This window comes from Pseudoruegeria sp. SK021 (assembly GCF_002119405.1).
In the GTDB taxonomy this organism is placed as follows: Bacteria; Pseudomonadota; Alphaproteobacteria; order Rhodobacterales; family Rhodobacteraceae; genus Meridianimarinicoccus.
In genome coordinates this window covers 23,795-49,553 of record NZ_MTBG01000015.1, presented here as the reverse complement: position 1 = coordinate 49,553, position 25,759 = coordinate 23,795, and the positions used below count along the sequence as shown (strand labels likewise).

Below are 25,759 nucleotides of genomic sequence, written 5' to 3'. Positions count from 1 at the left end.
GACCTCAGTGGAAATAGATGCCGCCGCAGACGTTCAACGCCTGACCGGTGACAAAACGGGACATGTCAGACGCAAAGAAAACCGCCGGTCCGACGATGTCATCAGGATCGCCCAGCCGCTTCAAGGCCGCAACGTTTGACCAGTGATCCATCGCCGCTTGACTGCCAAGGTTCTCTTTGCCCATCTCGGTCAGAATGATGCCCGGACAGATCGCGTTGACCGTGATGCCATCCATGCCGGTCTCTTGCGCATACACCCGGGTCAGGGTCAGATCGACAGCCTTGGTCGCCGCGTAATGGCCCTGTGTCGGAACCCCTTGCCGGGCCGCAATCGAGGCGATGTTGATGATGCGTCCGGCCTTGCGCGCCCGCATTTGCGGCAGAACCGCGTTGCTGACCAGAAGCACCCCTTTGGCATTCACATTGAAATGCGCATCCCAGGTTTTTTCATCCAGATCTTCCAGCCGCTTCGGGATCAGAATCCCGGCGTTGTTCACCAAGATGTCGATCTGGCCGACCTCGGCCACCGCCGCCTCAATCGCCGCCTTGTCCGTTACGTCGAGATGCAGAATGCGGCCCGTGCGCCCAGTCGCGGTAATGCGGCCCAGCACCTTGTCCAAATCGGCGGCTTGCTGGGGCAGGTCGCTGATCACCAAATCGGCGCCGTTTTCCGCCAAACCGACAGCGATAGCCGCCCCGATCCCACGCGATGCGCCCGTCACGAACGCGGTTTTACCTGCAAGTATCATACCAATTCTCCCTGAAGTTCGCGCAGCGGCCAGCTGTCCATGGCGGCGCGTGTGTCGTCGAATGCGGTCAGCCGCCCTTGCGAGCCAAGGCCAAGCGCCACATGGGCGGCCACGGTATTGGCGAACCGGGCACAGTCCCGCAGGGGCCAGCCCTTGGCCAAGCCGACAATGATCCCAGCCGTAAAGCTGTCACCGCAACCGGTGGTGTCGACCACGTCGATTTGATGCGACGGCAGATGGAACGGCGCACCGTCGGCAGGATCGACATAGACCCCGTCGCCCTCCAGCGTCAGGATCGCGTTCTTGACGCCGCGGGCCTTGAACCAACGCGCCACGGCGGCCGGGTCGGTGTCGCCCGCCATTGCCGCCGCCTCGTGGATCGAGGGGATGAAATAATCGATATGGGGCAAGAGCGGCAGCACCTTGGCCACCGTCTCGGCATTGGCTTGGATCAAATCGAAAACCGTGTTGCGCCCCAGTGCCTTAGCGCGTTTCAGCAACTCCACCGAGGGGGCCCCGTCAAAGGCATCCAGAAAACCGGTTCCGCCAAGATGGATGATGCGGGCATCCAAGATCTGATCAACCTCGGCTGCGGTTGGCAGGAAGGTCGCGCTGGTGCCCGGCACGAAAAAGGCCGAACGCACCCCGTTCGGACGGATCGGCAACATGCTGCACGAGGTCTGGACGGTGGCGTCACGCTGGAGAAGATCAAGGTTCAGACCGACCCTCGCCATGTCTGCCGCCAAGAAATCGCCCATGGCGTCGCGCCCGATCCGGGCCGCGATCTGGCCGTTCAGCCCAAGGATCGCGCAATCCATCGCCGTCGCCCCCGCAGTTCCGGCGACCGTCATGGTGATCTCGTCGATAAAGGTCGCCCCACCCGGGGGCGGCAGGTCTTCGGCATAACGGCCGAGCACATCAAGCACCAAAAAGCCGACGGCGCTGAAATCATAAGTTGGCAAAGCGTATCCTCCTCTAATCGTCGCTCAGGCCGTAGCCGGCGATTTTGTCGATGACGTCTTGGATCTGTTGCGCGCTCAGCAGTGGCGGCGCGCCAAGCTGCAGGCAGCCGTGGTATTGTCGGGCCAGCGTTTCCAACTCGTCGGCCAGCCAGAAGGCCTGATCCAGATCGCGGCCAACGGCGATCATGCCGTGATGGGCCAAAAGGCAGGCTTTGCGGCCCTCCAAGGCCTCTAAGGCCAAGCGCGACAGAGCCGCCGATCCGTAGATCGCATAGGGGGCGCAGCGAATGTCTGGCCCGCCAAAGACCGCGACCATGTAGTGCAGCGGCGGGATCGGTTTGCCCATGATCGACAGCGTCGTGCAGAACGTCGGATGGGCATGCAACACCGCGTTCTCATCCGGCCGCGCCTGCAGAATATCACGGTGAAAGCGCCACTCGCTGGACGGGTTCCAGCGGCCATGGGCGGTGCCGTCCATGTCAAGAAAGACGATGTCCTCAGGCGTCAGGCTGTCATAGGGGCGGCTTGTCGGGGTGATCAGCAGGCCGTCACCATGGCGCAAACTGATATTGCCCGACGTGCCCTGATTCAGCCCCGAGGCATTCATCTTCAGACAACAATCGATGATTGCTTGTCGCTTGTCGGTTTCGGTTCGGTTGTCCAGCATTGAGGTCCCTCCCGTGCGTGTTTGCCGTCCGCCATTCGCGCCGCCTCGGGCCGATTGCGGAAACGAAATTCTGAAAATGCCCGGATGCCGGGTCCGTGCCCCCCGGCCCCGGCATCCGGGTCGGGGGCAGCACATCGGTAGGCGGCAGCGCCATCAGCAGGGCCAGCAACCACCAGCGACGACGCGATCCGCGATCGGCGGGGTCACTCCCGCCAAGCCGTCACGGCGCGCCATCAAGCCTACCCAGCCGGAACGGCAACCGGCTGGACCATCGCGGGGGTGACATCAGACAAGCCAAGACGATCCATCTGTTCGGCAGGATAGCCTTCCTCGTCCAGTCGCAGCCGCAAGAGGGCCAACATCCGCGCCCGCTGTTCGGGCTCGGCTTCCCACAAATTGACCTCTTGGCCCGGGTCGGTCTCACGGTTGAAAAGGAAGTTCTCATAGGTGCGCGGATCGATGGTGATCGGCGTTTTCCACATCGGGAACGGAACCGTCGGATCAAATTTTCCGGTCGCGATCGGCTCGGGCGGCATCGCGCCGACCCGTCCGTCAACCGGGTTGTCCACCAAAAGGGGCCGCGTGATCATGGTGGAATAGGTGTAGAGGGGCTTGCCCTTTTCCGGCGACTTAAACAGGGTCCACGTCCCGTCCGAGATGCAGGCCCCCTGCCCGTACGTGCCATAAATCGCCTGTTCGCGCTGCCCTTTGCCATCTTCCAGCAAGGGCAGGAAACTGCGCGAATGGCGGGTGCTGTCAGGGGGGGTGCCGCCCGATGCTTCAATGATGGTCGAGAAAATATCGACCGTCTGGGTCAGTTCACTGATGCGCCTCCCCCCATTTTCTGCGGCCGGGTGCCAGACGATCATCGGAATGTTGGCGTGGCTGTCGTAATGCGGGTACTGCTTGCCGAAATGCCCGCGCTCGCCCAGATCATGACCGTGATCCGTGGTGAAGATGACAAGCGTATCTTCCCAGAGACCCTTTTCACCGAGCTTATCCAAAAACACCCCAAGCCATTTATCGACCATGGAGGTCTTGCCGTAATATTGGGATTTCAGGTGCGCCAACTCTTCCGGGCCTGCCTGCTCCATGAACGCATCCAGATCGTCATAGACCTGATAGGGTGGCCAGATATTGTGATCGTCCGCGGTGCCTTCGATCCCGTCCGTGTACATTGAGGCATAGGGTTCGGGCACATGGAAGGGCTCGTGCACATCAAAGGTTTCAACCTGAAGGAAGAACGGGCCGCGATCTGCATACCGATCCAACCAGTCCGCCGCCGCCGTGAAGGTCTTGGCCGGGAAGAAGTCTTCCTCGCCGCCGAATTCCTTCACGTTCTCGTAATACTGCCGCATGTGATAGGGCGAGCGATATTCGCTCATTTTCTCGACCCATTTCGGCACCTCGCCCTTGGTATCGGGCAGGCGGTAGAAGTCGGTTTCATGCCCGCGGATCATCTCGAGCGACTGGAAGCCCTGGACATAGCCGTTCGCCGTCTCCTCCCAGTAGTGGTAGTGGTCGGTCACCATCCCGGTGTTGTAGCCTTGGGCCTGCACTTCGCGCGGCAAACGCGGATCGAAGACTTCTAGCGGCCCCCACGGGCGCCACATGAATTCCTTGCGTCCGGTAAAAATCTCGCGCCGGGCCGGCATACAGGGCAAGCTGCCAATATAGTGGTTGTCGAACACACAGGCGCGTTCGGCCAGCGCATCAATATTTGGCGTCCGGCACCGCGTGTCGGGGTTATAGCAGCTCAATGCCTCTTTGTTCAGGCTGTCGACTAGAATCAGGATGATGTTCATGATCTCTCTCCCCGGCTGCCCCATCGCCAGCCACGCCTATTCAGGACGCGCGTTACGCAATGGGGCGAAAAATTTGCGATTCTTTCTGAGTATTACCAGAAAGCCGATAATGCGGTTTAGCGCGAAATTTTTCGTTTGAAAAGGACAAAGATCTAGTTATACCTAGATTAGTGAATCGGGCACGAAGCGCACCGACTCACTCTGGATGACGGGAGGAGAATCCAAATGGCGAACCCTAGAAACAGCTATATCAGCCGCCGCAGCCTGCTGCGGGCAGGCGCGGCGACCATGGCCGCAACCACGCTGGCTGCCCCGACCTTTTTTGCTGGAAAGGCCCATGCCGCGAACGAGACCCTAAAGATCGGGATCATTCCGGCCTATTCCTTTGGCCTTTACTGGCTGGTGCAGGATCAGGGGTTTGCCCCGGGGCTCGACATCGAATTCAGCGTATTCCCGTCTGGCCCGCCTGCAATTGAAGCCATGATCGGCGGATCGGTGGATGCCGTCACCGTCGGCTCTGTGCCGCCACTTGCCGCGATGTATCGCAAGGTCGCAGATTTCCGCGAAATCTCGGTCTGCGGCGATGCCAGCGGCCTGTTCACCATTGTTGGCCGTGAGGGGCTGAACACCCTTGCAGATCTTGAAGGCAAGCGGATCGCCGTCACCTCAGGGTCAAACTTCGACTTCTTCCTCGACACGGTCTTGAAGGCCGAAGGCTTGGGCGACATGCCGCTGCAACGCATCAACATGGAACCGATCGACGGTCAGGCCGCCTTGGTCGCCGGGGCCGTCGACGCCAATGTGCCGCTGGCCACTTCGCGCAAGCTGATCTTCGAGGCCCTGCCCAACGCCAGCATGATCGTTGACGGCTCTACCCTGCCCATTGGGACCCGCCCCAGCATCATGGATGTGCTGATGAGCACCCAGCCCGCAATCGACGCCAAGACCGAGGCATTGACCCTTGCGGTCGCAGCCTTCCACCGGGATGCCGTGCCGATGCTGCGCAACGACAACGCCGCCGTTGTCGAACGCATGGTGGCATGGCAGTCCAAAATTGGACGGGCAGGCGTCACAGCTGCGGATGTCGAGCCGCTTCTGAACAACTATTTCTACTTCGACACCGACGAGATAAAAGAGGTCTATTCCAGCGGTCTGCTAAACAAGTCGTTGCTCATACAGTCGGAATTCCTTGTCGCCAATGACCGGATTGGCGGCATTCCCGACCTTGATGCACTGGTCTCGGACCAGATTGTCCGCCGCATCTAACCCCCCCCTCACGAGGCAGCGGGCGACGGGAGCCGCCCCGCCTGCCCGCCCTATGCGTTCGCCCCCCGGTTGCGCGTGTGGCCAAAATCGCCGCCGCGCCGCACGAGGGAGCCTTTGCAGATCGAACCCGGAAGTGGATCTGAGCTATGGAACGAACAAAAACCTTGCCACGGAGCGCAATCATGCCGTTACAAAAATTGAAAGAACGACTGATGGGGCGGATGGTGCTGGGCACGGCGTCGGTCGCCACGGTCCTTCTTGCCTATATCTGGGTCACCAACCTGCCCGACAACAACCCCGCTCTGCTGCCCCCGATCCGCGATATCTTCGGCGCGTTCATCGCCAATGTTGAAAGCGGCAGTCTGGCCACCGCCTTGGGCGCAAGCCTGTTCCGAGTCATCATGGGCTTTCTGATCGGCACCAGTGCGGCCGTGCTGATCGGATGTCTGATCGGCTGGTACAAGGTCGCCGAATATCTGTTCGATCCGCTGATCGAAGCCGTGCGCCCGATCCCGCCGTTGGCCTATATCCCGATCATCATCATCTGGTTCGGCATTGGCGAGTTTAGCCGCATTCTGATTATCACCATCGCCTGCTTCATGGTCTGCGTTGTCAACGTGATCGCGGGCATGAAAAACGTGCCGCAGGTCTACGTCGATGCGGCCTCAACAATGGGCGCGACCCGGCTTCAGGTGTTTCGCACCGTCGCGGTTCCCGCCGCCACCCCGTTCATCATCACCGGCTATCGCATCGCCCTTGGCGCGGCTTGGACCACCCTTGTCGCATCCGAACTGATCGCGGCACAGAATGGCCTTGGCTTTTTGCTGCAAGAGGGGCGTCGGTACTTCCTGACCGATCAAGTGATGATGATCATCGTTATAATTGGCGCCTGTGCCTTCCTGATGGATCGTGCATTCAGGGTGATTCAGGCCCGTCTCATGGTATGGTCGGAGGCCCGTGAATAATGTCGGAAATCGTTGTAGATAATCTCACTCATACGTTCGGCAAAGGCAGCGACTCGGCGCTGACGGTGCTGGACAACATCAATCTTCGTCTGGAATCGGGCAGCTTCAATGCCATCGTCGGCACCTCAGGCTGCGGAAAGTCGACCTTGCTGAAAATGATGGCCGGACTGTTCGACCCCTCTGACGGGCAAATGACGCTGGATGGCGACATTATCAAAGGCACCAACCGCCGACGCGGCATGGTCTTTCAGCAGGACGCGGTGTTCCCGTGGATGACCGTGGCACGCAATGTCAGCTATGGCCCCCGCCTGCGCGGCGCCAGCAAGGAAGAACAGGCAGAGATCGAAAAGAAGTGGGTCCAAATGGTCGGTCTCTCCGGCTTTGAAGACCGCTGGCCGCGCGAGTTGTCCGGGGGCATGCGCAAGCGCGTCGATATCGGCCGCGTCTATGCGAACGATCCTGACGTGTTGCTGATGGACGAGCCCTTTGGCGCGCTTGATGCGCAAACCAAAGAGCGGATGCAATCGGACCTTCTGGACACGTGGTCGGCAACCCGCAAGACCGTTGTCTTCGTGACGCACGATCTGGAAGAGGCAATTTTCCTCGCCGACAAAATCATCGTCATGTCTGCCCGTCCGGGCCGCGTCCACCATATCGAAAAGGTCTCACTGCCCCGGCCGCGCACCAATGACATGCGCCTGACGGATGAGTTTCTGACCATCAAGCGCCGCCTTTGGGCGATGCTTGAACACTAACGCGGTCCACAGGCCCGCTTTGGCCCCGCACCAAGTTTCCGGCGCGGGGCCAAAGCGCGCCCCCATCCGGCGCGATGCCTCGGGGCGGCAGGCGTGGACGGTGCGGCACGGACCGCGTAGGACGGCAAGACCATTGCACAACACGATATTTTCTTTAACCTAACGCAAAGACAGGACGGGCTTCAGTTGAATGTGAGCAGACCAACTGTAAAAGCAAGCCGCACGGGGCGGCCCAGCTTCGAGCAATCCGATGGCCACGCCACCGAAGCCTTCCGCCGCGAATGCAGCCGGATCGTCTTGTCGCGCGAAGCCGCAGCGCCGCTCTGGCTTCAGTTAAGCGACCAGCTTGAAAACCTGATCCTCAGCGGCAAGCTGGCCCCAGAATCGCGGATCCCGTCGGAAACCGCGTTGTGCGAGATTTTCCATGTCTCCCGGCCAGTGGTCCGCAGTGCGCTCAGCGCGCTGGCCGCACGGGGGCTGGTCAACAAACTACCCCGCAAGGGCATGTTCATCGGCAAACCGGCGCGGGAAAGCGACTTCGTAACCTCGAATGTCAGCCTGTTCGACGACATGATCGCCCGCGGCGCCAAGATCCGCACCCGGACCTTTGAATTGGCCAAGTCTCGTGCCAGCGCCGACGAATGCGCCGCGCTGGAACTGGCCGACGGTGCCGACGTGGTCCGCGTGGCCCGCGTCTTTTGGGTCGACGAGCGCCCGATCACCTATACCAACATTGCATTTCCAGCCGACAAAGTGCCAGACTTTGAAAAAGCGGATTTGGAAGGACAATCCATTCTCGGCATGGTCCGCGACCTGTACGGTCGGCAGTTGGTGCGGGCAGAACGATGGTTTTCCGCCACAATGCCATCGGAGGAAGCGCAGGAACGAATGGATGTAGCCGCAGACAAGCCACTGATCTGGATCGAATCCATCGGCTACGAAAAAGATGGCACGCCGCTGGAATACTACCGTGCGTTCTATAACAGCCAGGCCGCGCGCATCCATGTATCAGTTTCAAACTGAATGCTGACGACCCCGGGACCGGCGCTGTGCGCCCGGTCCTTAGGCGTCCCAGACCACCCGGAAGCCTTGGTGCGTGGTCGTGCTATCGGGGGAATTGCCCGACCGGGCCGCGATCCGGTAGCGGTGGCAATAGCTGCGGTGGCACAGGAATGACCCGCCCTTCAGCAGCTTATAACCTTTCATGCCGGCCAACCGCTGTCGAACCGCCCGCTTAAGCGACTTGATCCTGTATGGCTCTGCCGTCCATTCCCAGACGTTGCCGACCATGTTGTAAAAGCCGAATTCATTGGGGGCAAAGGATTGCGCTGGCGCGGTCGTGACATAGCCATCGGCACCGGTATTGGCATCGGGGAACCGGCCTTGCCAGATATTGCAGGGAAGAAAGCCCGTGTCCTCTGGCGGCGTGTCGCCCCAAGGATACCGCACATCGCCCCGTCCGCCCCGCGCCGCATGTTCCCATTCCACTTCCGTTGGAAGCCTGCCGCCGACCCAAGCAGCATAGGCCCGCGCATCGTTCCATGACACCTGAACAACCGGGTGGTCCGGATGGCATTCGGCGGATTGCGTCCCCGGCCCGCTGATGTCGCGCCAGTTGGCCCCGTCGACCTTCCGCCACCATTCAATGCCTGCGACCCCTTGGGTGGCCGTGGTCTTATCCGCCAGATTCAACCAGAAGACGAAGGACCAGCCAAACCGCTCGGCCTCGGTCACATAGCCGGTGGCATCGACAAACTGCGCGAACTCGGCATTGGTGACGGTGGTTGCGCTCATCCGGAACGGCGCAACAGTCACCGGGCGCAGGGGCGATTCCCCATCATCCGGGATCACCTCTTGCTGCGTACCAAGCAAGGTGCGACCGCCGGGAACGGCAATGACATTGTCCGGTAGGCGCGGTTCGCTCGCACGGACCGGAGCCGGGATCGCAGGCGCCGGGCTGTCCTGTCGCAAGGCAGGCGTGCAACAAGATTGTTTGGGCGGATTCATGAGATTAGCCCTCGTAACATGCTGGAGGTAGGGTCCAAACCTGACCTACACACCGACACGGCAAAGTGCAACGCCGGACCCGCCAGCGTGGACCCCGGCCGGTCCGTTACCCCCTGGATCGTGGAGGGCAAGAGTGGCCGGTTAAACCGGGTAGTTCCAGGCTTGAATCACCCCCCAGACGTCGCGATTGAGACGCGTCAGACCCTCTACCGTTTGCTGTAACTCGTCCAAAGCCACCGAATCCAGCTGATCGGTCTTGCCCATCTTGGTACTGTCGCGTCGATCTGCGATCCGCATCATAATGGTCCTTGGATTACGACCATCAGCATCAACAGCAAAAATGCAATGATTGTAGCGGTTGCGTAACCCGGACAGCTTGATCAACTGGCGTGTGACCTTCAACACACTGTCCCGTTCACGGGGGGCGCGGTTGTCCATCTTGGCCAGACGCTCCACAAGGTCGGTGCGGGCCCGGGTGGTATTCAGGGTCAGATAAATGATCAGCGCAACATCTTTGGATGTGCCGGACAGACCCGCGATCAAATGGATCAACAGACTTTCAGTATTGGTATAGGTCAGATTAAGCCGGCCCAGCAGCGGCAGGATTTCCTCCAAAGACACCTCTGCTGTCTTGTCCATGCTAAAGCGACCCATTCTGTGACAAGTACCAACTTGAGGCAGCGGTCCTATTCGACGCACCAATCTTATTCAGAATGTGGTGCATGTGCAGTTTAATAGTATGTTCGGACAACCCAAGATCATGGGCAATCGTCTTGTTGCAGTCGCCTCTTGAGACAAGAGACAGAACTTCAACCTCACGCTTTGTCAAAATCTGACGGGCAGAGGTTGACGCCGTCAACGGCGGCGGAGCGGTTAGGTATCCCTCCTGCGTTATCATCAATTCGCAAGGAATAATGTAATCGCCATAAAGCGCTAGCCTGAACATCGACGTCCAGACATCAATGGGAACGTTCATCGACAACAGGCGCAGATCGGACAGAACGTCAGATTCAATCCGCCGTTTGAAGAACGCACGGCCTGAACTTACATCCCGATAGGCCACTGCCCAGATAGTAAGCCCGGCGACCGCGCGAAAGCTTTCGATCTGATGAATAAGATCGGCGGCATGCACGTCTTCCAAAACAATAAGCTTTATACAGCGGTCATTCGCCAGATTAATTAAATTTGCGGCACTAGGAGTATCAAATCTCAGAACATCCATATGACCCACTTCCGAGATTGCGGACCGCAGAACCCATTCCGAAAAAATTAGCGGACTTCCGACAAAAACGACTGTGTCAATTCTGGCAACGTTCGAATCAACTGAACTTTTTGTCGGGGCATGTTTGTTTCGCATTTCAGACCCTTCCACTAGAATATAAAAAATAGATTTTGGGGCGGCAGAAACTATTCTTAACAAGCCGGGCATTCATCTCCAAGCATTATCGGCTAGATCGCCGTTAACACTAAGGTTAATACGGCTCTACATCGGATCAGCAAGCCGCTGTGAAGTAACGACATTATCAATCGTCTTAGGTTCCGCATTCTAGACTTCGCAGCCCATAGGGCCACGTTTTGTCTGCCGAAGCCTCCCTAGATTAGGTTAATTTTATAAACAATTGTCTAAATATTAACTGATTATGGATGTCTCTTTCGGAAATACTGAGTCGCAGGACCTGGCCTAAGTCAGAAAAGTTCAATAACGGCGCCACAGCCATAATCTTATGACTATCTTCCCCGACAGCAGCGGCGGTGCGAGTGTTTAGGTCCGAGATATTTACCTCTCGATCCTGTGTGCCGCTTTGTTCCAATTCGCGATAATTCAATCAATGCAAGTCGCAGACGCTCGGTGATTGTGATCGGGTACGATTAAATCGCGCATTTTCGGAACAATTGGCTCCCAACAGAAGGAGATTGCCATTCATTCATACTAGTTACGTTGTCCGTGCGCCTTGGAATTAAGGCCGGGCAAACTATCCACCTCAACCTAAAAACACCCATTGAGATGCCGTTTTGGAAATGACTGACGGTGCTGTCGGGTGATGGAGAGAACCAATGGCTGATAGAAGATCAACCACGCAGAATAATCTCATGTTCGATGAGCTGAACATTGATGAGATTAATGCGGAATTCACCACAGATGTCGCTGTCGAAGAGGCGCTGATTGACTTGCAGCAACAACAGCAAGCAACCGATGTCGCCAATGAACAAGGCCAGGGGCAGGACCAAGGGCAGGGCCAAGACCAGGGTCAAGGCCAAGATCAAGGTCAGGGCCAAGATCAGGGACAAGGTCAGGATCAGGGGCAAGGCCAAGAACAGGGGCAAGACCAATCCGTTGACAACGCCAACACAAATGGTGGTGATGACAGCAACGCCAATGCAAATAACATCAATATCGACTTTGGCGGTGGCGAGTGGATCCCCCGTGACGACGATGTGGTCGATATCGATGCGGTCGACTCGGAAGTCGGGCCAACCTTGGTCGCCCAAGGCGATGCAACCTATGATGCCAATCACGGGCTCAGCTTCGACCAAGCCCTGAGCGGCGCAAGTTTCGGCGCGGGCAACGATGCCGCGACGGTGACGGCCCAATCCAGCGTGCTGACGGACAACGACCAGCTCTGGAATCCGAACGTCTCGAACGATGCCGACTTTAACCAAAATGGTCACGCGAACGCAGCAGAAGCCAATGCTGGCGACGGCATCTCGTCCCGATCCGACGGGGCAATGGGCGGAACAGACGCCATGGCCAATGGCGCTGAGGCCGCTGGCGGCGAGGCCTATAGCGGCACAGCAGACGCTGATGGCGGTGCAAGCGGTGCCGCAGGCGATGGCCATGCCGATGCCGGGGATGGCGGCGCAGCCGCGTCCAATGGGCTTGGCCTTGGTCTGGGTCTGGGCAGTTCCTCGACCAGCAGCAACGCGGCAGGTGGTACCGGCGGCAGCAGCACCTCTGACAGCAGCGCCGATGTCAGCGGCGATAGCGGTCAGGACGCGACCGGCACCGGCGGAACCGGCGGCGACGCCGCATCGCTTGGGCTTGGCGTGGGCGCAGGACTAGCTGGTTCTGAAACCGGGGACCAATCCGGGGACGGCGGGGATGGTGCCTCGACCGGCGCGGGCCTTGGATTGGGCCTGTCCGGATCGGAATCCGGCGCAGAGGGCTCTGACGGCGGCGACTCTGGTGCAATCGGTGCCGGGCTTGGCGAAGGTCAATCCTCGACCGACGCCGGATCAACGGGCGGTAACAGCGGTGACGCTGCGGCACTGGCCGGAGGCCTTGGACTTGGGGGCGGTTCCTCTGATGCCAGCGGCACCAGCGACGGTGGCGCAGCCGGCGCGATGGCCAGCGCCATTGGTTTGCTCAGTGCGGCTTTAGCAGCAGCCAACGGCGACGAATCCGACAGCGATGCGGCGTCGAACGAAAATACCGGCACCGGAACTGCGGAAGCGCCGGCCACGGGTGGGGCGTCGACCAATGACACCACATCCGGGGATGGCACTGGAACGGGTGATGGCACCGGCACCGGCACCGGCACCAGTGGCGACGGTGGGCCTGCCGATGCGGCTTCGGGCGCGTCGGATGGATCCGGCGACGGCCAAGGAACGGCGGACTCTGCTGGCGGCGCCGGTGGCTCCAATAGCTCAACGTCCGACTCAGCCGGAGACGGGTCTGGGACCGGGACCGGGGGCGATGCCGCCGGTGGGTATGGGGCCAGCACGGCCACAGCTGGCGCTGATGGTTCCGGCACTGCGGATGTCGGCGCGGATGCCGCAGCCGGGGCTGGCGGGCTATCGGATATCTTCGCCGAATCCAGCATCGATGGCACCGCTGACAGCATGTCCGACGCGATCGCCGGTTATGGCGGCGCGGGAGGAACTGACGATGACGCCAGCAACAGCGCAGCAGGCGACGCTGCGGTCACAGCCTCTATCGGCTCCACCGGCATGGGCGGCGAAGCCATGGGGATGGGCGGCACGTCCGGCGATGCAGCCGGCGGCACGTCTGCCTCTGGGGACGTCTCGCTTGGTGATGTCATTGCCGGAATGGGCGGCACCGCCACCAATGGTGACGGCGGCGCGGGCGGCAGTGCCGGCAGCTGGGGTTCGGGCAATGGCGAAGACGGTTATGTCTCTGGCCAATCCTACGCTTCGGCCGATGCGGTGGTCGATACCGCAGCGTTCAACCAGAACATCGTCATGGGCGCCAATGTGCTTGGCAACTCGGTCGATATGACCGTGGTCGGTGGGGCAATGTCCTCGTCGCTGGTCGGTGACGACGACCTGAGCTGACACCAAAAGACCCGGGGCCAGCTGTTCGGCTGGCCCCGACCCTTGTGCGGGCAGCTCGGAAATCCGCCAGTCTGCCATGCACGTCGTAAGGGATACCTCCATGTCACTTGATCCATTTACCGAGATTATTTCCCGCTTTATCGGACATCTGCATATTGCGATTGAAGACCTTCGTCAGCGATCGGACTTCGACGCGTTCCTCGCATCCTCAAAGCTGATCGACGACATTGCAGCACCGGCACCCGGGGCCATTGAGTTCAACGTGCCGTACCTGTTGGACGGTTTCACCCCGGATGGCGGACCGATGCCGCTGATCGCCGCCGCCACCCCGCTGCCATTCCCGATCCCCCTCGACGCGCCCCAGCAGTTCCGCTTGGACGCGGGTGCGTCACTGACCATGACCATAGCGCGCGGGCCTTCTAATCCGGGTGATGACGCAATTACCGACCCGACTATGTATATCCGGTGGTCACAGGACGGGCCCCTCATGGCGCCCGCACCCAATTCCATCGTCGCTGTGACCTATCAAGCGGCAATCCTGACCGACGATGACCTTTTGGTGTTCACCGACGCGCATCTGTTCACCTCGGTGACAGCGGCGCATGTCGAACTGGATGCACTGGTCGAGATCGCAGAAAGCCTTGGCGTGACGCCCCTGTCCGCACAGATCACCGCCATCATCCCAACCCTTGAGGACGGGATGCAGTTCGCATCTGTCATGCAAGATGCCGGTGTCCTTAACCCGGATGTCAGCGCGGCTGAAACCGTTGTGATCGGCGCCGCCGTCACTGGCACGTTTATCGATGGCGCAGCCATTGCCGGATCGGCCGAGGACAGCCTGCCGGTCTTTGACGACCTCTTGCCAGCCGCGTTGCAACCGAATGACGACGATGATGCCCCGGCAGCCTTGCCGGCTCGCAGCCTCAATTACGAAAAGGACGGCGCCGCCGCCGGATCCTCGGACTATTATGCCGTTGATCCGGGACACGCGGTGGTGACGGGCGCCAATATGACCGCCAACATGGTCGCCGTCGCAAGCGCGTGGGTGGACGCTCCGGTGATCGCGGTGCGCGGCGATGCCCTGAATCTGACGTCGATCAGTCAGGTCAATGTGCTTGCTGACGTGGATTTGTCATTTGCGCAAGATGCCGGGGTCGCCTCTCAATCCCTCAACGCGGCGCATGTATCGACCACCTCATCCGAGACGCCCAGCGACCCGGGATCGGAACCGGGCATCGTTGCGGACCTTGAAACGCCGTCCCACACATGGGCCATCACGACCATCGACGGCGATCTGACATTTTCCAACATCATTCAGCAGTACATTTTCAGCACAGACTTTGATCGGATCGAAGTGACCTTTCGGGCCACAGCGACCTCAATCGCAATGGGCGAGAACCAGATTTTCAACGCAGTCGCCCTGAAGGCGCTTGGCTATCATTACGACCTGATCGTGGTGGACGGCGATATGGTGACGATGAATGCGATCACGCAGACCAACGTCTTGCTCGACAATGATGTGGTGGCGGGCGCGTTGGCCGCAGGGACCACGATCTCAACGTCGGACAACCTCCAACTGAACACGGCGCGGATTGAAACCCAAGGGACCGACACCGTGACCCCTGTGCGCGACGGCTTTGCCGCCGCCATGGCAGAGCTTGACGCGGGCCGCACAACCGGACTGTCCACCATCGCCGATGACGCAAGCTTTTCAGGAAAGGACTTGCTGACGGCGCTGCATGTCAAAGGTGACCTGATCAAAGTGAACGCCGTCGAACAGGTCAATGTGCTGGGCGACAGCGATCAGGTGCATCTGGCCCTTGCCGATTTTGCAGCGGGCCTGTCCGATACGGCCACGATCACCATTGGGTCCAATGCCCAACTTAATGCGGCGTCGATCCAAGATTTTGGCCGCGATTCCATCATCATGGCCGCACAGAACAGCTATAGCGATGCCCTGATTTATCAGGCGAATTTAACCGACAGCACCGCGCCGCCCGACCAAGTCGCCTTAACGCCCATCGTCAACGAAGCGTTGGCGTTTCTGGCCGACGGGATGCTCGACACACCAGATGATCCGGGGTTCGCGCCGCTGCCTGTGTTCGGGGATCTGCCCGGGTCGGCGGATGTGATGCAGTCGGTACTGGCTTGAGCGGATAATGCGACCTGCGGGAGGTGACTATTGAAAGATTATTCCACAGACCCCGACGCCGGTTCTGCCCGCCCCTCAGCGGCGGATGGCCACGACGGGCAAGCCTCGTCCAGCGCCAGAAGTCCGCTCTTTGCCAAAATGCGCGACGCCCGTGCCAAAGCAGGGGTTGGCATGGTGCTGGAGCAAGCCAACAACACAGTGGCGACACCGGCAGGCGCGGCACCCACAGCCCGCAGTGACGCGTCCGGCGGTGGCGGGGGTCGCACCGGGTTTCACCAGCGGATCGCGCCGCAGGATTTTGCGCGCAGCCTGAAACAGGGATTGGTCGCGGTGCAGCGCAACATGCTGCTGGTCATGGTGTTGACGGCTGCCACCAATGTGTTGATCTTGGCCATTCCGATTTACCTGTTCCAGATTTCCGACCGGGTGTTGACCAGCCGGTCTTACGATACGCTGATCATGCTGACCCTCGTCGTGGTCGGTGCTGTGTTGTTGCAGGCCATTTTGGATGCAGTGCGCCGCTCCATGCTGATGCGGACGGCGGTGGAAGTGGCCGTCCGGCTTGGTGCGCCGGTCTTAAGCGCGGCGGCGGCGGCATCCCTGCACGGCACCGGGCGCGAGTTTCAGACGCTGGGCGATCTGCAACAATTGCGGGGATTTCTGGTCTCTGGCACCTTGATCTCGTTCCTCGATGTGCCCTTTGCGCCGCTTTTCATCCTCGCGATTTTCTTGGTGCATCCGAACCTTGGCATGATCGTTGTGGTGACGGCCCTCATTTTACTCCTGATCGCGGTCATCAATCAAAAAATCACCGCCCAGCCGTTTGCCGATGCGAATGTCGCGCAATCGAAAGCCAACATGCATCTCGATTCCATGTCGCGGAACAGCCAGATCATCAACGCCATGGCGATGATCCCCGAAGCCGTCACCATGTGGGGCCGCGACACCGCGGCATCCCTGACTGCACAAGTACGGGCGCAGGACCGCAACATTATTGGCGCCTCCACCTCGAAAGCCGTGCGCTTGCTGACCCAAGTGGCCCTGCTGGGCTGGGGGGCTAATCTGGCGCTGCATGGTGAAATTACCGGCGGGATGGTGATTGCATCTTCGATCATTGCAGGCCGCGCTTTGGCCCCGATCGAAGGGTCCATCGAAGGCTGGAATGCGTTTTTGCTATCCCGGTCAGCCTATCAGCGCATTGTCCATCTTCTGGCCAATTCACGGTTACAGTTTGAACGCCTGCGCCTGCCCGCGCCGGAAGGTCGGCTGGATGTGGAACGGCTGTTATATGTCCCCGGCGGCACCAAACAGGTGATCCTGAATGGGGTCAGTTTTTCGCTGGACCCGGGCGATACGCTGGCGGTGATCGGAAATTCGGGGGCGGGCAAGACCACCTTGGGCAAAATGCTGGTCGGTTCTATCCTGCCAACGTCGGGAAATGTGCGGGTTGATCTGATGGATCTGCGCAATTGGGATCCCCGGCAATTGGGGGAAAGCCTGGGCTACCTGCCGCAGGATGTGCAACTCTTTCCCGGAACAATCAAAGACAACATTGGCCGCATGCGCCAAGAGGCGACCGACGATGAGATCCACCGCGCTGCCGTTCTGGCCGATGTGCACGAGATGATCGCCGCCTTGCCTCAGGGCTATGAAACCCGGGTTGCAGCCGACGGATCGCCCCTATCAGGCGGCCAAAAGCAACGGGTCGCCTTGGCACGCGCCTTCTTTGGCGGACCAAAGATCGTGGTGCTGGACGAGCCGAATTCGAACCTCGACGCGGCCGGCGACAAGGCACTGGCCCGGGCAATCGACCGGGCGCGGCAGGATAAAATCACCGTGGTTGTGATCACCCAAAAACCCGCATTGTTGGCCGCTGTCGACAAGATCATGTTGTTGGCCGGAGGCTCGGTCGCGCTGTTTGGCTCGCGCGACACCGTGCTTGCCAAGCTTGGCACCGCCAATACCGCCCGCCCGGATATTGCCGCACAGAAACAGGCGGCACCGCCGGTCCCCGTTGCAGAGAATGGGGTCCCAAATGGCTGACACTTCTGTCATTCCCGACGCGCAGCAATGGTACAGTGCCGTGCCTCGGTCTGTGACCCGGCACGCCATTTTTGGTTTGGGCCTGATGGTTGTGGCTTTCGGCGGGTTCGGGCTTTGGGCGTTCCGGGCGCCTTTGGCTGCGGCGGTCATCTCGCAAGGCAGCTTTGTTGCGACCGGCCAAAACAAGATCGTGCAGCATCTTGAGGGCGGGATCATCAAGGACATTCTGGTCAGCGAAGGTGATTTCGTCAAACAAGGTCAACCGATTATCCGGCTCGACGGGACCCTTGCCCGCGCCAATCAGAGTGAACTGTTCATCCGCCGTGCCCGGCTGGAGGCGACACAAGCCCGATTGCAAGCACAGATTGCCCAAGACGACGCGATCCAACTGCCCGATTGGCTGGCACAGGTTCAGGATCACCCGGAAATCTCGATGATTATCGACAGTCAGAGACAGGCGTTCGAAGCGTCGAAATCCGGTTTGGCGAATGATATTTCTCTGGTCGAACGCAACATTACCGGGCTGGATCTGCGCACCGAGGGCTATACGATTCAGCTTCAGTCTCTGGAGGGGCAGATCGCCCTTCTCACCGAAGAGCATGAGGCCAAAAACAGCCTGTTTGAAAAAGGCCTGATCCCCCGGGCCAGCGTGTTGGCCTTACAGCGGGTGCTGTTGGACACCGACGGACAGGTTGGCCGGATGACCGCCGAAATTTCAGAGATGGCCGAAATGCGCCAACGCTTTGAAACCGAGATCATCAAAGCCACCGATGAGCGCCGCCGCATGGCGCTTGGCGAGCTTCAGGTGGTGCAGGCAGAATTGGAAAGCGTGCGTGAGAAAAGCCGCCATGCCGAGAACGTCCTGACCCGGACCGAGGTACTGGCCCCAGTCGATGGCACCGTGGTGCGCCTGCATTATCACACCACCGGGGGGGTGATTGAAACCGGTCGGCCTATTGCTGAGATTCTGCCTGCGGACGCGCCGCTGATCATTGAAGTCCTGATCCCGCGCAATGACATCGACAATGTCAAAATGGGTCAGGCCGCAACCGTCCGGCTGACCGCCTTGAACCGGCGAACCACCCCGGTATTGCAGGCAAGGGTCAGCTATATTTCTGCCGACAGCATTACCGACACTGCGGATGGCGGGGTGCGGGAAATTTATGTCGCCCATGTCAATCTGACCCCTGCCGAATTACAGCGCGTATCAGGCTTCACCCCGACCCCTGGCATGCCAGCCGAGATCATGATCCAAACCGCCGAGCGGACCTTCGCGCAATATCTGGCGCGTCCCATTGTCGACAGCATGTCCCGCGCTTTCCGCGAACAGTGAAAGCGACCCGCCTCCTGTGCAGACCCTGACGCCAGATTATCAAAGCACTGGATGCGCATTTTAATACCTTCGTATCCCCTAAACCGGTAGCGTGGCTGCGCAATGACCAGCTCAGGGGGCCGCTTGGACGACGATCGTTTTGTTTCGGGTTACCGGCCGAACACGTATGGCGATGCGCCCTTTTCTGGCCCCGTCATTCCAGCCGTTGACCCCAACTCTGCAACGACGTGCTGGGGCGACCTTCTGCTTGTCGATCTGACCCGTAATGCGGCGCGGCACTGTCGGGATCGCACAATCCGCCGCTGTGCCGCCAGTGCTTTGAGGGCCAACCCCAGCCCGCCGCAGGTGCCGCGATGTCCGTAGCCCGCCGCTTTTCGACGGGTGTGGTCTGGATGATGGCCGGGAATTGGTTGGAACAGATCCTCAACCTCGCCGTCTTTGTCTTGCTGGCACGCCTTCTTGGGGCAGAGGTATTTGGGCTGGCGATGATGGCGGTCGCCTTTATCGTTCTAGCCGAATTTCTGGTGCGCGAAACGCTGACCGAGGGGCTGATCTCGCGCTTGACCGTTGACGTTGCCGATTGCGACGCCACATTTTGGAGTCTGACAGGGCTCTCCCTGATCGCATTCCTCGCCGTGCTTTTATCGGCCGATCCTCTGGCGCGATTGCTCTATCAAGAACCCATGGTCGCGCCGGTCATCCGCGCACTGTCCCCGACGATCCTGCTGATTGGCCTGACCGCGGTGCCGGTCGCGCTTTTGCGCCGGGACCTGCGCTTCAAGGCGCTGTCTATGCGGGCCGTCGCCGGGGTCGCCGCGGGCGGTATCGTCGGCATCGTAATGGCGATGACCGATCACGGAATATGGAGTCTGGTGGGCCAGCGTCTGACGCAGGTCTTCGTCAACGCGGCGCTGGCTTGGGGGGCGGTCAGCTGGCGACCTGGGCGGCGCGCCCGAGCGGCGCAGTTCCGCGGCACCCTCGGCTTTGGCAGCCAAGTGTTGGGCCTTCGCGCTGCCGAACTGATCGCGGTGCAAAGCCCGGCGGTGCTGATCGGGGCGACGATCGGTCCGGCAGCGGTCGGGGCCTATGCCGTCGCGTGGCGAATGGTAGAAATCGCAACGTTCCTGATCAATCGACCGGTCCAGATGGTGGCGCAACCGGCCTTTGCCGAATTGCGCCGCACCGATGGCCCTGCAAACCACCTTCTGTCGGACATCACGAAGGTGGCTACTGTAATCGCCCTGCCCGCCTTTGCGGGAATGGCCGTGCTGGCTGGGCCGCTGGTGCACCTGCTGTTTGGTTCGGGATGGGCGGCGTCGGTGCCGGTCCTGCAAATTCTATGCCTCCTCGGCGCGTATTTATGCGTCGAGCGGATGCAGACGGTCTTTTGCCTTGCAGCCGGACGCGCCCGCGGACTCGCCTGTTTGGCGGTTATCGAAGCCGCGTGCGGCATTGCCGCGATGATCTTCGCCGCCCCATTTGGATTGGCAGCCGTCACCGCCGCATTTGTCGCCCGATATGTGCTGCTGTGGCCGCTGCGGTTTGCATTGGTCCGGCGGCTTGGCGGGGCCGGGCTAGGCCAAACCATCCGAATTCTCGCGCCTGTTGTCCCGGGAACGGCCATCATGGCGGGCCTTGTCTGGATCTGGTGCTGGCAGGCGAACGGGGCGTGGTCGCCTGCGGTGATCGTGATTACCGGGACTGCCATCGGCCTTGCCGCGTTCGGCAGCTACGCCGCGCTGGTGCTGCGGCAGCGCCTTTCGACGGCGCGCAGCCTGTTGCGAGGGGACGTGTCATCCTCGCAAGACGGCGTGCATCATGCTCGCGCCAAGGTCGAACACTGTCGTTGCCCATCGCAACGCCCGCCATCCAGACAGCGGGCCAGCTTGACCGGCCGTGCAGATTGATCCCGAACCGCGCAGCCGGATTGTCGATAAAGGGCAAGCGCGCCTCGATTCCCGCCACCATGCCCATTGTATCGTTATGGTGTAGAAGGGGCCGCAAGTGATGATGCATGACGCGGGGGATCAGGTCGACGAAGTCTTGGTCTTGGGCAGCAATAGACATCTGCGGAAAATTCAGGCTGTCAGCCAGAGCCTTTGCGGCGTCGAACTCATCGGCGACCTGCTGTCGCGACGATCCGGCCAGCCGGTCGATCTCGTCAGGATCAAGAAAATCGGTTAGTCGGAAAAACGGTGCGACGTATCGTGGGGCGGAACATGTCCGTTCCAATGGGCGGGTTCTGAGAAGTCTCCGGTCGTCTGCCTCTGCGATCCGACGCATAGAACAGCGTCAGGGCCACATCCTTTTCGGGAAACGGCGCGGCACCATAGATCACGACCGGGCTTGCGCCTTTGGGCCATCGCACCAATCTACATGACGATAGGTGCGAAGGCACAAAGACCCACTTGGCACTGGCGAACGCAAGTATCCGGCCGGTCAGGGTCAGCAACAAATTCTGGGTGCGCAACAAGTTTGTCCGCGCAATGCAATGATCAGCGACAGCGCCGCCCTCAGCTCAGGCGGCCGAAGCGCAGCGTGCGATTACGATCAATTCGACCTTCATATCCGGGTTGGCCAACTCGGCCTGAAAACACGCCCGGGCTGGCGGTGCGACGTCGGCAACCCACACATCCCAGACCTCGTTGAAGGATGCGACAACGCCAATGTCTTTGAGCAGGATCACCACAAACAGCATCTCGGCCTTGGACGAGCCGATCTCGGTCAACCGCGCCTCAGCCTTGGCGAACAGTTGTGCGGCTTGATCCGCAGTGGACAGGCTGGCGTCGTAAGGCGCCTGCGGGGTCACCGCGAAATAGCCGGTGCCATTGGCAACGGTTGCCAAGGCGGCGCGGGCGGATCCGCCAAACCGGGCGATAAGGTCGTCGGGGGATTGCAGGGTTGCGCTCATGTCGTCACCAAATACACGTTGTCATCACTCCAGTTGATAAAGCACGCGTCGCCTTCCTTCAGGATGACCACATCCGCGCCCGGCACCCGGACCCGCAATACTGTTCCATCCCGATGGCCGATGACCAATGCATTGTCGCCAAAGTTGACGATGGTTTCGATGGTCATGGCGGCGTGGAACTGGCCCGCGATCGGTTGCTGCGACAACTTGATATGCTCTGGACGCAGCACCAGCGTCACCTCTTGGCCAGCGCGCAGGTCGGTCACAGCACTGTCGCCGTAACGCATCGGCCCCATCAGCGCGCTCTCCGCTTGGCGCGTTGCCGCATCAATGATCCGTGCCGAAATCAGGTTACTCTCGCCAATAAAGTCCGCAACAAAGCGGGTTTGCGGCTTGTGGTAAATCTCCAGCGGTGCGCCCGCCTGTTCGATTTTGCCTTGTGAGAACACCACAATCCGGTCCGACATCGACATCGCTTCGGTCTGATCATGGGTGACGAAGATCGTGGTCACGCCCAGCGTTTTCTGGATGCGCTTGATTTCGATCTGCATGGATTCACGCAGGTTCTTGTCCAGCGCCCCCAACGGTTCGTCTAGCAGAAGAAGGTCAGGTTCAAACACCAAGGCCCGGGCCAGCGCGACGCGCTGCTGTTGCCCGCCGGACATCTCTTTTGGGTGGCGATGCTCAAAGCCTTTCAAGCCCACCAGTTCCAGCATGGCTTGGGCTTTGCGCAGACCTTCGGCCCGCTTCACCTTGCGCATCTGCAACGGGAAATAGACGTTATCAAGGGCGGTCTTGTGCGGGAACAACGCGTAGTTCTGGAACACGATGCCAATGTTGCGGTCCTGTGGCGCAAGGTCGGAGATGGACTGCCCTTCAATCGTCAGCTTGCCTTTAGTCGCCTGCTCAAAGCCCGCTATGATCATCAGCGTGGTCGTCTTCCCCGACCCCGATGGGCCGAGAAAGGTCACAAACTCGCCCTTCTTGATGTCCAGATCGACGTTGTGCAAGGCGGTGAAAGTGCCGAAATTTTTCTTAAGTCCGGCGATGGTGAGATAGCTGGTCATGTCAGCTCCGAGAGGGGGTGGATGGGGTCGCACGGCCGCTCAGTCGCTTGATCCCGCGCATCAAAAGCGGGGCAACAAGGGCGAAGAGCACAACCACGAAGAGCAGGGTCGAGATCACGGCAATGACCGGATCAGCCTCCTGCCGAATGGAGTCGAACATCTTTCGGGGCAGCGTTTCGGCATCCCGCCCAGAGATGAAGATCGCCACGACGGTTTCATCGAACGACTGGATGAAGGCAAACAGCGACGAGATCAACAATCCCGGCCGCAGGATCGGCAATGTCACATGGATAAAGGTCTGCGCCGGTGTTGCGCCGAGCGACCGCGCCGCCCGTTCGAGCGTCTGATCAAAGCCTTTCAGATTGGCCGACAGCACAAGAAAGGTGATCGGCACCGACAAGCAGGTATGGGCCAAGATTACGCCGGTCTTGGAGAACACGATCCCAAGCTGTCCGAAGTAATTGTAATACCCAATCGCCATCACGATGTGCGGCACCGCCATGGGCATCATCATCATAACATTGGCCAGCCCTTTGCCCCAGAATTTGTGGCGCACCAGCGCGAAGGTCGCCGGGACCACCAGCAGCATGGTCAGGATGGTGTTGACCGTTGCGATGACCAAACTGTTCCAAGTCGGTCGCAGCCAATTCGCATCTTGAAAATACTGCTGGTAATATCCCAGCCAATAGCCCGGCGGTGGAAACTGCAGCGACGCCGAGGTCGACAGCGACATCGGGACGACGATGACCAGCGGTGCCGCAATGAATAGCACCACCAGAAACCCGATGATTTTCATGGTTCGGTTCATAGCGCCCTCATCCGTAAAGTTTGTCGAGGCCGAAACGGCGGTGATAAATCGCAAGGATGATCAGCGTGAACACCAGCAGCGCGATCGCCATGGCTGAACCGGGACCAAAGGCGAGGAACTCTTCGATCTGACGCCCGATCAGTCCGGCGGCCATCTGTTCGCGGGGCGATCCCAACAAGACTGGCGTGACGTAGAACCCAAGACAGATAACAAACACCAAGATCGAGCCATTGGCGATGCCCGGGGCTGTCAGCGGCAAATAGACATGCCGGAACAGCGACGGCCCACGCGCGCCCATACTTTCAGCCGACCGGATCAGGCTGGGGTCGATCTTTTGCATGACCGAATAGATGTTCATGATCATATAGGGGGCCAGAATATGCACCATGGCCAAGGTCGAGGCAAAGCGCGTGAACAGCATTTGCGGCGGCTCATCCCAGCCCATTTGCAGAAACAGCCAAGACACCGGGCCATTTCGCCCCAGCAACACCATCCACGAATAGGTCCGCACCAGAAACGAGGTCCAGAAACTCATGGTGATCAACATCAAGATCAGCATCGCCCGCCGCTTGGTCGTATGGGCCATCAGATAGGCAAGGGGATACCCCACCAACAGACAACAGACCGTTACCAGCAACGCGGTCATGAAAGTGTTGATAAAGACCTTGCGATAGAGCGGCGAGGTCACCAGCTTTTCGTAATTGCCGAGCCCGGGATTGGGCTCGGTCACACTCATGATCCCCACCTGGGCGAGGGGCACGAAAAAGAAGATCAATAGATAGGCAGCAAGAGGAAGCAGCAGAAGCCAAGGTGTAAGGTTCTGCCGATCTCTGATGGACGCCGGCGTAGCTGACATGACAAACTTTCAGGGTAACGTGGCCAGGTGGCGGGGAATGGAAGGCGGCGGCTGGCCCTAGTAAGACAGCCATTCTTCAAAGCGCATGGACACCTCTTCGGGATCGGCGCCCCAATTCGCCATGTCCTGCTCAAAGGCCAACGGATAGTTTGCCGTTGATGTCGGCATCCGGGACTGCGCCGTATCCGGCACCAGCGCCGTCGCAGCGGGGTTCAACGCCCCATAATTCGCCTGCTCGACAAACCCGGCCAGCGGCGCGGCTGAGGTTGCGAAATCGACAAACAACTTCGCGGCCTCCATGTTCGGCGTGTCTTTGGCCACCACCCAATAGGACCGTTCAATCTCGGCTTGGTTCCACGTCATCGCCACCGGAGCCCCGGAATCCTCGGCCCGGAAATAGCTGCCGTGCCAGATACCAATCATGTCAACTTCGCCGTCACGCAGCAGTTGTTCGGATTGGGCGTCCGCGGTCCACCAGACCGTGATGTGATCCTTGATCTGGTCAAGCTTGGCAAAGGCCCGCTCGAAATCAAGCGGATAAAGGTCTTCAACGGCCACGCCATCAGCCAGCAAGGCCAGCGGGATGATCCGCGCGGGATAGCGTTGCAGCGACCGGTTTCCCGGGAACCGCTCCACATCCCAGAAATCGGCCCAGCTTTGCGGACCCGCATCCGGATAGGCGTCGGTCCGCCATGCCAGAACCGTCGCGAAGGCGTGGCTGCCCATGCCATTTTCGTAGACGCCGCCCTCATAGGTCGGGGCAAGGTCTTCCAGCAATCCGGCCTGATTGGCACGGATGATATCGCCGCCGCCCAATGTGGTGACGTCAAATTCATACACACCGCTGCGCACTTGCGCCGCCAGCTTGGCAAAGGACACCGGCGACACGGTTTTGATCGCGATGCCGGTGTCCTTGGTGAACGGGTCAAACAGGTTCTCGGTTGCAGCCTCCAGCCACGCGCCGCCCCACGAATTAATATACAGCTCTTGGGTTTGCGCCCGTCCGATGCTTGGCGCGGCAAGGGTAGTCCCGGCGACCGCGGCCGAGCCCATCAGGAAACTGCGCCGCGGCATCATCAAGCTGGTTGTGGATATCGGTGTTTTCATTGCTTTGAATCCCT

Annotated in this window: 22 protein-coding genes; 10 read left to right on the top strand and 12 right to left on the bottom strand. The window is 60.0% G+C overall.

Translation table 11 applies throughout. From position 1 onward, the window contains the following. Positions 1 to 4: 4 nt before the first annotated feature. From BV911_RS10785 to BV911_RS10770, 4 genes are all read right to left on the bottom strand, one after another. Positions 5 to 748 carry an SDR family NAD(P)-dependent oxidoreductase gene (locus tag BV911_RS10785; RefSeq protein WP_086053621.1) on the bottom strand — a complete coding sequence of 248 codons (744 nt, stop codon included), beginning with the start codon at positions 746 to 748 and terminating at the stop codon, positions 5 to 7. After that, a complete protein-coding gene (locus tag BV911_RS10780) occupies positions 745 to 1,710 on the bottom strand; it encodes a carbohydrate kinase family protein (protein WP_086053620.1) in 966 nt (321 codons plus the stop codon). The genes BV911_RS10785 and BV911_RS10780 overlap by 4 nt, the downstream gene beginning before the upstream one ends. A gap of 13 nt (positions 1,711 to 1,723) precedes the next feature. Then, entirely contained in the window at positions 1,724 to 2,377 is a 654-nt protein-coding gene (locus BV911_RS10775) for a class II aldolase/adducin family protein (protein WP_086053619.1), read from the bottom strand. A 239-nt stretch (positions 2,378 to 2,616) separates the two neighbouring features. Then, positions 2,617 to 4,182, bottom strand: coding sequence for a sulfatase (locus BV911_RS10770; protein ID WP_086053618.1), 1,566 nt, complete (start codon positions 4,180 to 4,182; stop codon positions 2,617 to 2,619). A gap of 225 nt (positions 4,183 to 4,407) precedes the next feature. Between BV911_RS10770 and BV911_RS10765 the strand changes: the two genes are divergently transcribed. The 4 genes from BV911_RS10765 (at position 4,408) to BV911_RS10750 (ending at position 8,191) form a co-directional block, all read left to right on the top strand. Then, the gene (locus BV911_RS10765) at positions 4,408 to 5,448 is read left to right on the top strand and encodes an ABC transporter substrate-binding protein (protein ID WP_086053617.1); all 1,041 of its coding nucleotides are present in this window, start codon (positions 4,408 to 4,410) and stop codon (positions 5,446 to 5,448) included. A gap of 182 nt (positions 5,449 to 5,630) precedes the next feature. Then, a complete protein-coding gene (locus tag BV911_RS10760; protein ID WP_168184044.1) occupies positions 5,631 to 6,413 on the top strand; it encodes an ABC transporter permease in 783 nt (260 codons plus the stop codon). Continuing rightward, positions 6,413 to 7,168, top strand: a complete 756-nt coding sequence (locus BV911_RS10755) for an ABC transporter ATP-binding protein (RefSeq protein WP_086053615.1) — start codon at positions 6,413 to 6,415, stop codon at positions 7,166 to 7,168. The genes BV911_RS10760 and BV911_RS10755 overlap by 1 nt, the downstream gene beginning before the upstream one ends. Before the next feature lie 192 nt (positions 7,169 to 7,360). Further along, entirely contained in the window at positions 7,361 to 8,191 is an 831-nt protein-coding gene (locus tag BV911_RS10750; RefSeq protein ID WP_139840071.1) for a GntR family transcriptional regulator, read from the top strand. 39 nt (positions 8,192 to 8,230) lie between these two features. On the opposite strand, the gene BV911_RS10745 is transcribed toward BV911_RS10750, so the two are convergent. From BV911_RS10745 to BV911_RS10735, 3 genes are all read right to left on the bottom strand, one after another. Beyond that, complete coding sequence (locus tag BV911_RS10745) at positions 8,231 to 9,175, bottom strand: formylglycine-generating enzyme family protein (RefSeq protein WP_086053613.1); 945 nt, start codon at positions 9,173 to 9,175, stop codon at positions 8,231 to 8,233. A gap of 141 nt (positions 9,176 to 9,316) precedes the next feature. Further along, the gene (locus BV911_RS10740; RefSeq protein ID WP_086053612.1) at positions 9,317 to 9,814 is read right to left on the bottom strand and encodes a hypothetical protein; all 498 of its coding nucleotides are present in this window, start codon (positions 9,812 to 9,814) and stop codon (positions 9,317 to 9,319) included. A gap of 1 nt (position 9,815) precedes the next feature. Then, entirely contained in the window at positions 9,816 to 10,397 is a 582-nt protein-coding gene (locus tag BV911_RS10735) for a LuxR C-terminal-related transcriptional regulator (RefSeq protein WP_168184043.1), read from the bottom strand. Positions 10,398 to 11,230: 833 nt separating this feature from the next. Between BV911_RS10735 and BV911_RS10730 the strand changes: the two genes are divergently transcribed. The 6 genes from BV911_RS10730 (at position 11,231) to BV911_RS19165 (ending at position 21,180) form a co-directional block, all read left to right on the top strand. Then, entirely contained in the window at positions 11,231 to 13,468 is a 2,238-nt protein-coding gene (locus BV911_RS10730) for a hypothetical protein (protein ID WP_139840070.1), read from the top strand. Positions 13,469 to 13,568: 100 nt separating this feature from the next. Continuing rightward, positions 13,569 to 15,620, top strand: a complete 2,052-nt coding sequence (locus tag BV911_RS10725) for a hypothetical protein (protein WP_086053609.1) — start codon at positions 13,569 to 13,571, stop codon at positions 15,618 to 15,620. A gap of 30 nt (positions 15,621 to 15,650) precedes the next feature. Next, a complete protein-coding gene (locus tag BV911_RS10720; RefSeq protein ID WP_240512218.1) occupies positions 15,651 to 17,663 on the top strand; it encodes a type I secretion system permease/ATPase in 2,013 nt (670 codons plus the stop codon). After that, positions 17,656 to 18,996: an HlyD family type I secretion periplasmic adaptor subunit gene (locus BV911_RS10715; RefSeq protein WP_086053608.1), complete on the top strand. Its 1,341-nt coding sequence runs from the start codon at positions 17,656 to 17,658 to the stop codon at positions 18,994 to 18,996. The genes BV911_RS10720 and BV911_RS10715 overlap by 8 nt, the downstream gene beginning before the upstream one ends. A 353-nt stretch (positions 18,997 to 19,349) precedes the next feature. Further along, a complete protein-coding gene (locus tag BV911_RS10710; protein ID WP_086053607.1) occupies positions 19,350 to 20,903 on the top strand; it encodes a lipopolysaccharide biosynthesis protein in 1,554 nt (517 codons plus the stop codon). A gap of 97 nt (positions 20,904 to 21,000) precedes the next feature. Then, positions 21,001 to 21,180, top strand: coding sequence for a hypothetical protein (locus BV911_RS19165; protein ID WP_139840069.1), 180 nt, complete (start codon positions 21,001 to 21,003; stop codon positions 21,178 to 21,180). Between the two features lie 334 nt (positions 21,181 to 21,514). Here the strand turns inward: BV911_RS19165 and BV911_RS10705 are convergent, their stop codons facing one another. From BV911_RS10705 to BV911_RS10685, 5 genes are all read right to left on the bottom strand, one after another. Next, on the bottom strand, positions 21,515 to 21,907 hold the full coding sequence (locus BV911_RS10705) for a Rid family hydrolase (RefSeq protein ID WP_086053606.1): 393 nt from the start codon (positions 21,905 to 21,907) through the stop codon (positions 21,515 to 21,517). Continuing rightward, positions 21,904 to 22,974 (bottom strand): ABC transporter ATP-binding protein, encoded by a 1,071-nt coding sequence (locus BV911_RS10700; RefSeq protein ID WP_086053605.1) that lies wholly within the window; start codon positions 22,972 to 22,974, stop codon positions 21,904 to 21,906. The genes BV911_RS10705 and BV911_RS10700 overlap by 4 nt, the downstream gene beginning before the upstream one ends. A gap of 1 nt (position 22,975) precedes the next feature. Further along, entirely contained in the window at positions 22,976 to 23,782 is an 807-nt protein-coding gene (locus BV911_RS10695) for an ABC transporter permease (protein ID WP_086053604.1), read from the bottom strand. A gap of 7 nt (positions 23,783 to 23,789) precedes the next feature. Beyond that, positions 23,790 to 24,518: an ABC transporter permease gene (locus tag BV911_RS10690; protein ID WP_240512217.1), complete on the bottom strand. Its 729-nt coding sequence runs from the start codon at positions 24,516 to 24,518 to the stop codon at positions 23,790 to 23,792. A gap of 177 nt (positions 24,519 to 24,695) precedes the next feature. Beyond that, on the bottom strand, positions 24,696 to 25,745 hold the full coding sequence (locus BV911_RS10685; RefSeq protein ID WP_086053602.1) for an ABC transporter substrate-binding protein: 1,050 nt from the start codon (positions 25,743 to 25,745) through the stop codon (positions 24,696 to 24,698). Positions 25,746 to 25,759: the final 14 nt, after the last annotated feature.

Bases quoted from the DNA above. Each gene is read 5' to 3' on its own strand.
- BV911_RS10785 (WP_086053621.1), bottom strand. From the start codon at position 748: ATGATACTTGCAGGTAAAACCGCGTTCGTGACGGGCGCATCGCGTGGG.
- BV911_RS10690 (WP_240512217.1), bottom strand. From the start codon at position 24,518: ATGAGTGTGACCGAGCCCAATCCCGGGCTCGGCAATTACGAAAAGCTG.
- BV911_RS10715 (WP_086053608.1), top strand. From the start codon at position 17,656: ATGGCTGACACTTCTGTCATTCCCGACGCGCAGCAATGGTACAGTGCC.
- BV911_RS10685 (WP_086053602.1), bottom strand. From the start codon at position 25,745: ATGAAAACACCGATATCCACAACCAGCTTGATGATGCCGCGGCGCAGT.
- BV911_RS10760 (WP_168184044.1), top strand. From the start codon at position 5,631: ATGCCGTTACAAAAATTGAAAGAACGACTGATGGGGCGGATGGTGCTG.
- BV911_RS10775 (WP_086053619.1), bottom strand. From the start codon at position 2,377: ATGCTGGACAACCGAACCGAAACCGACAAGCGACAAGCAATCATCGAT.
- BV911_RS10770 (WP_086053618.1), bottom strand. From the start codon at position 4,182: ATGAACATCATCCTGATTCTAGTCGACAGCCTGAACAAAGAGGCATTG.
- BV911_RS10695 (WP_086053604.1), bottom strand. From the start codon at position 23,782: ATGAACCGAACCATGAAAATCATCGGGTTTCTGGTGGTGCTATTCATT.
- BV911_RS10735 (WP_168184043.1), bottom strand. From the start codon at position 10,397: ATGGATGTTCTGAGATTTGATACTCCTAGTGCCGCAAATTTAATTAAT.
- BV911_RS10705 (WP_086053606.1), bottom strand. From the start codon at position 21,907: ATGAGCGCAACCCTGCAATCCCCCGACGACCTTATCGCCCGGTTTGGC.
- BV911_RS10740 (WP_086053612.1), bottom strand. From the start codon at position 9,814: ATGGACAAGACAGCAGAGGTGTCTTTGGAGGAAATCCTGCCGCTGCTG.
- BV911_RS10755 (WP_086053615.1), top strand. From the start codon at position 6,413: ATGTCGGAAATCGTTGTAGATAATCTCACTCATACGTTCGGCAAAGGC.
- BV911_RS10745 (WP_086053613.1), bottom strand. From the start codon at position 9,175: ATGAATCCGCCCAAACAATCTTGTTGCACGCCTGCCTTGCGACAGGAC.
- BV911_RS10725 (WP_086053609.1), top strand. From the start codon at position 13,569: ATGTCACTTGATCCATTTACCGAGATTATTTCCCGCTTTATCGGACAT.
- BV911_RS10765 (WP_086053617.1), top strand. From the start codon at position 4,408: ATGGCGAACCCTAGAAACAGCTATATCAGCCGCCGCAGCCTGCTGCGG.
- BV911_RS10730 (WP_139840070.1), top strand. From the start codon at position 11,231: ATGGCTGATAGAAGATCAACCACGCAGAATAATCTCATGTTCGATGAG.
- BV911_RS10700 (WP_086053605.1), bottom strand. From the start codon at position 22,974: ATGACCAGCTATCTCACCATCGCCGGACTTAAGAAAAATTTCGGCACT.
- BV911_RS10710 (WP_086053607.1), top strand. From the start codon at position 19,350: ATGTCCGTAGCCCGCCGCTTTTCGACGGGTGTGGTCTGGATGATGGCC.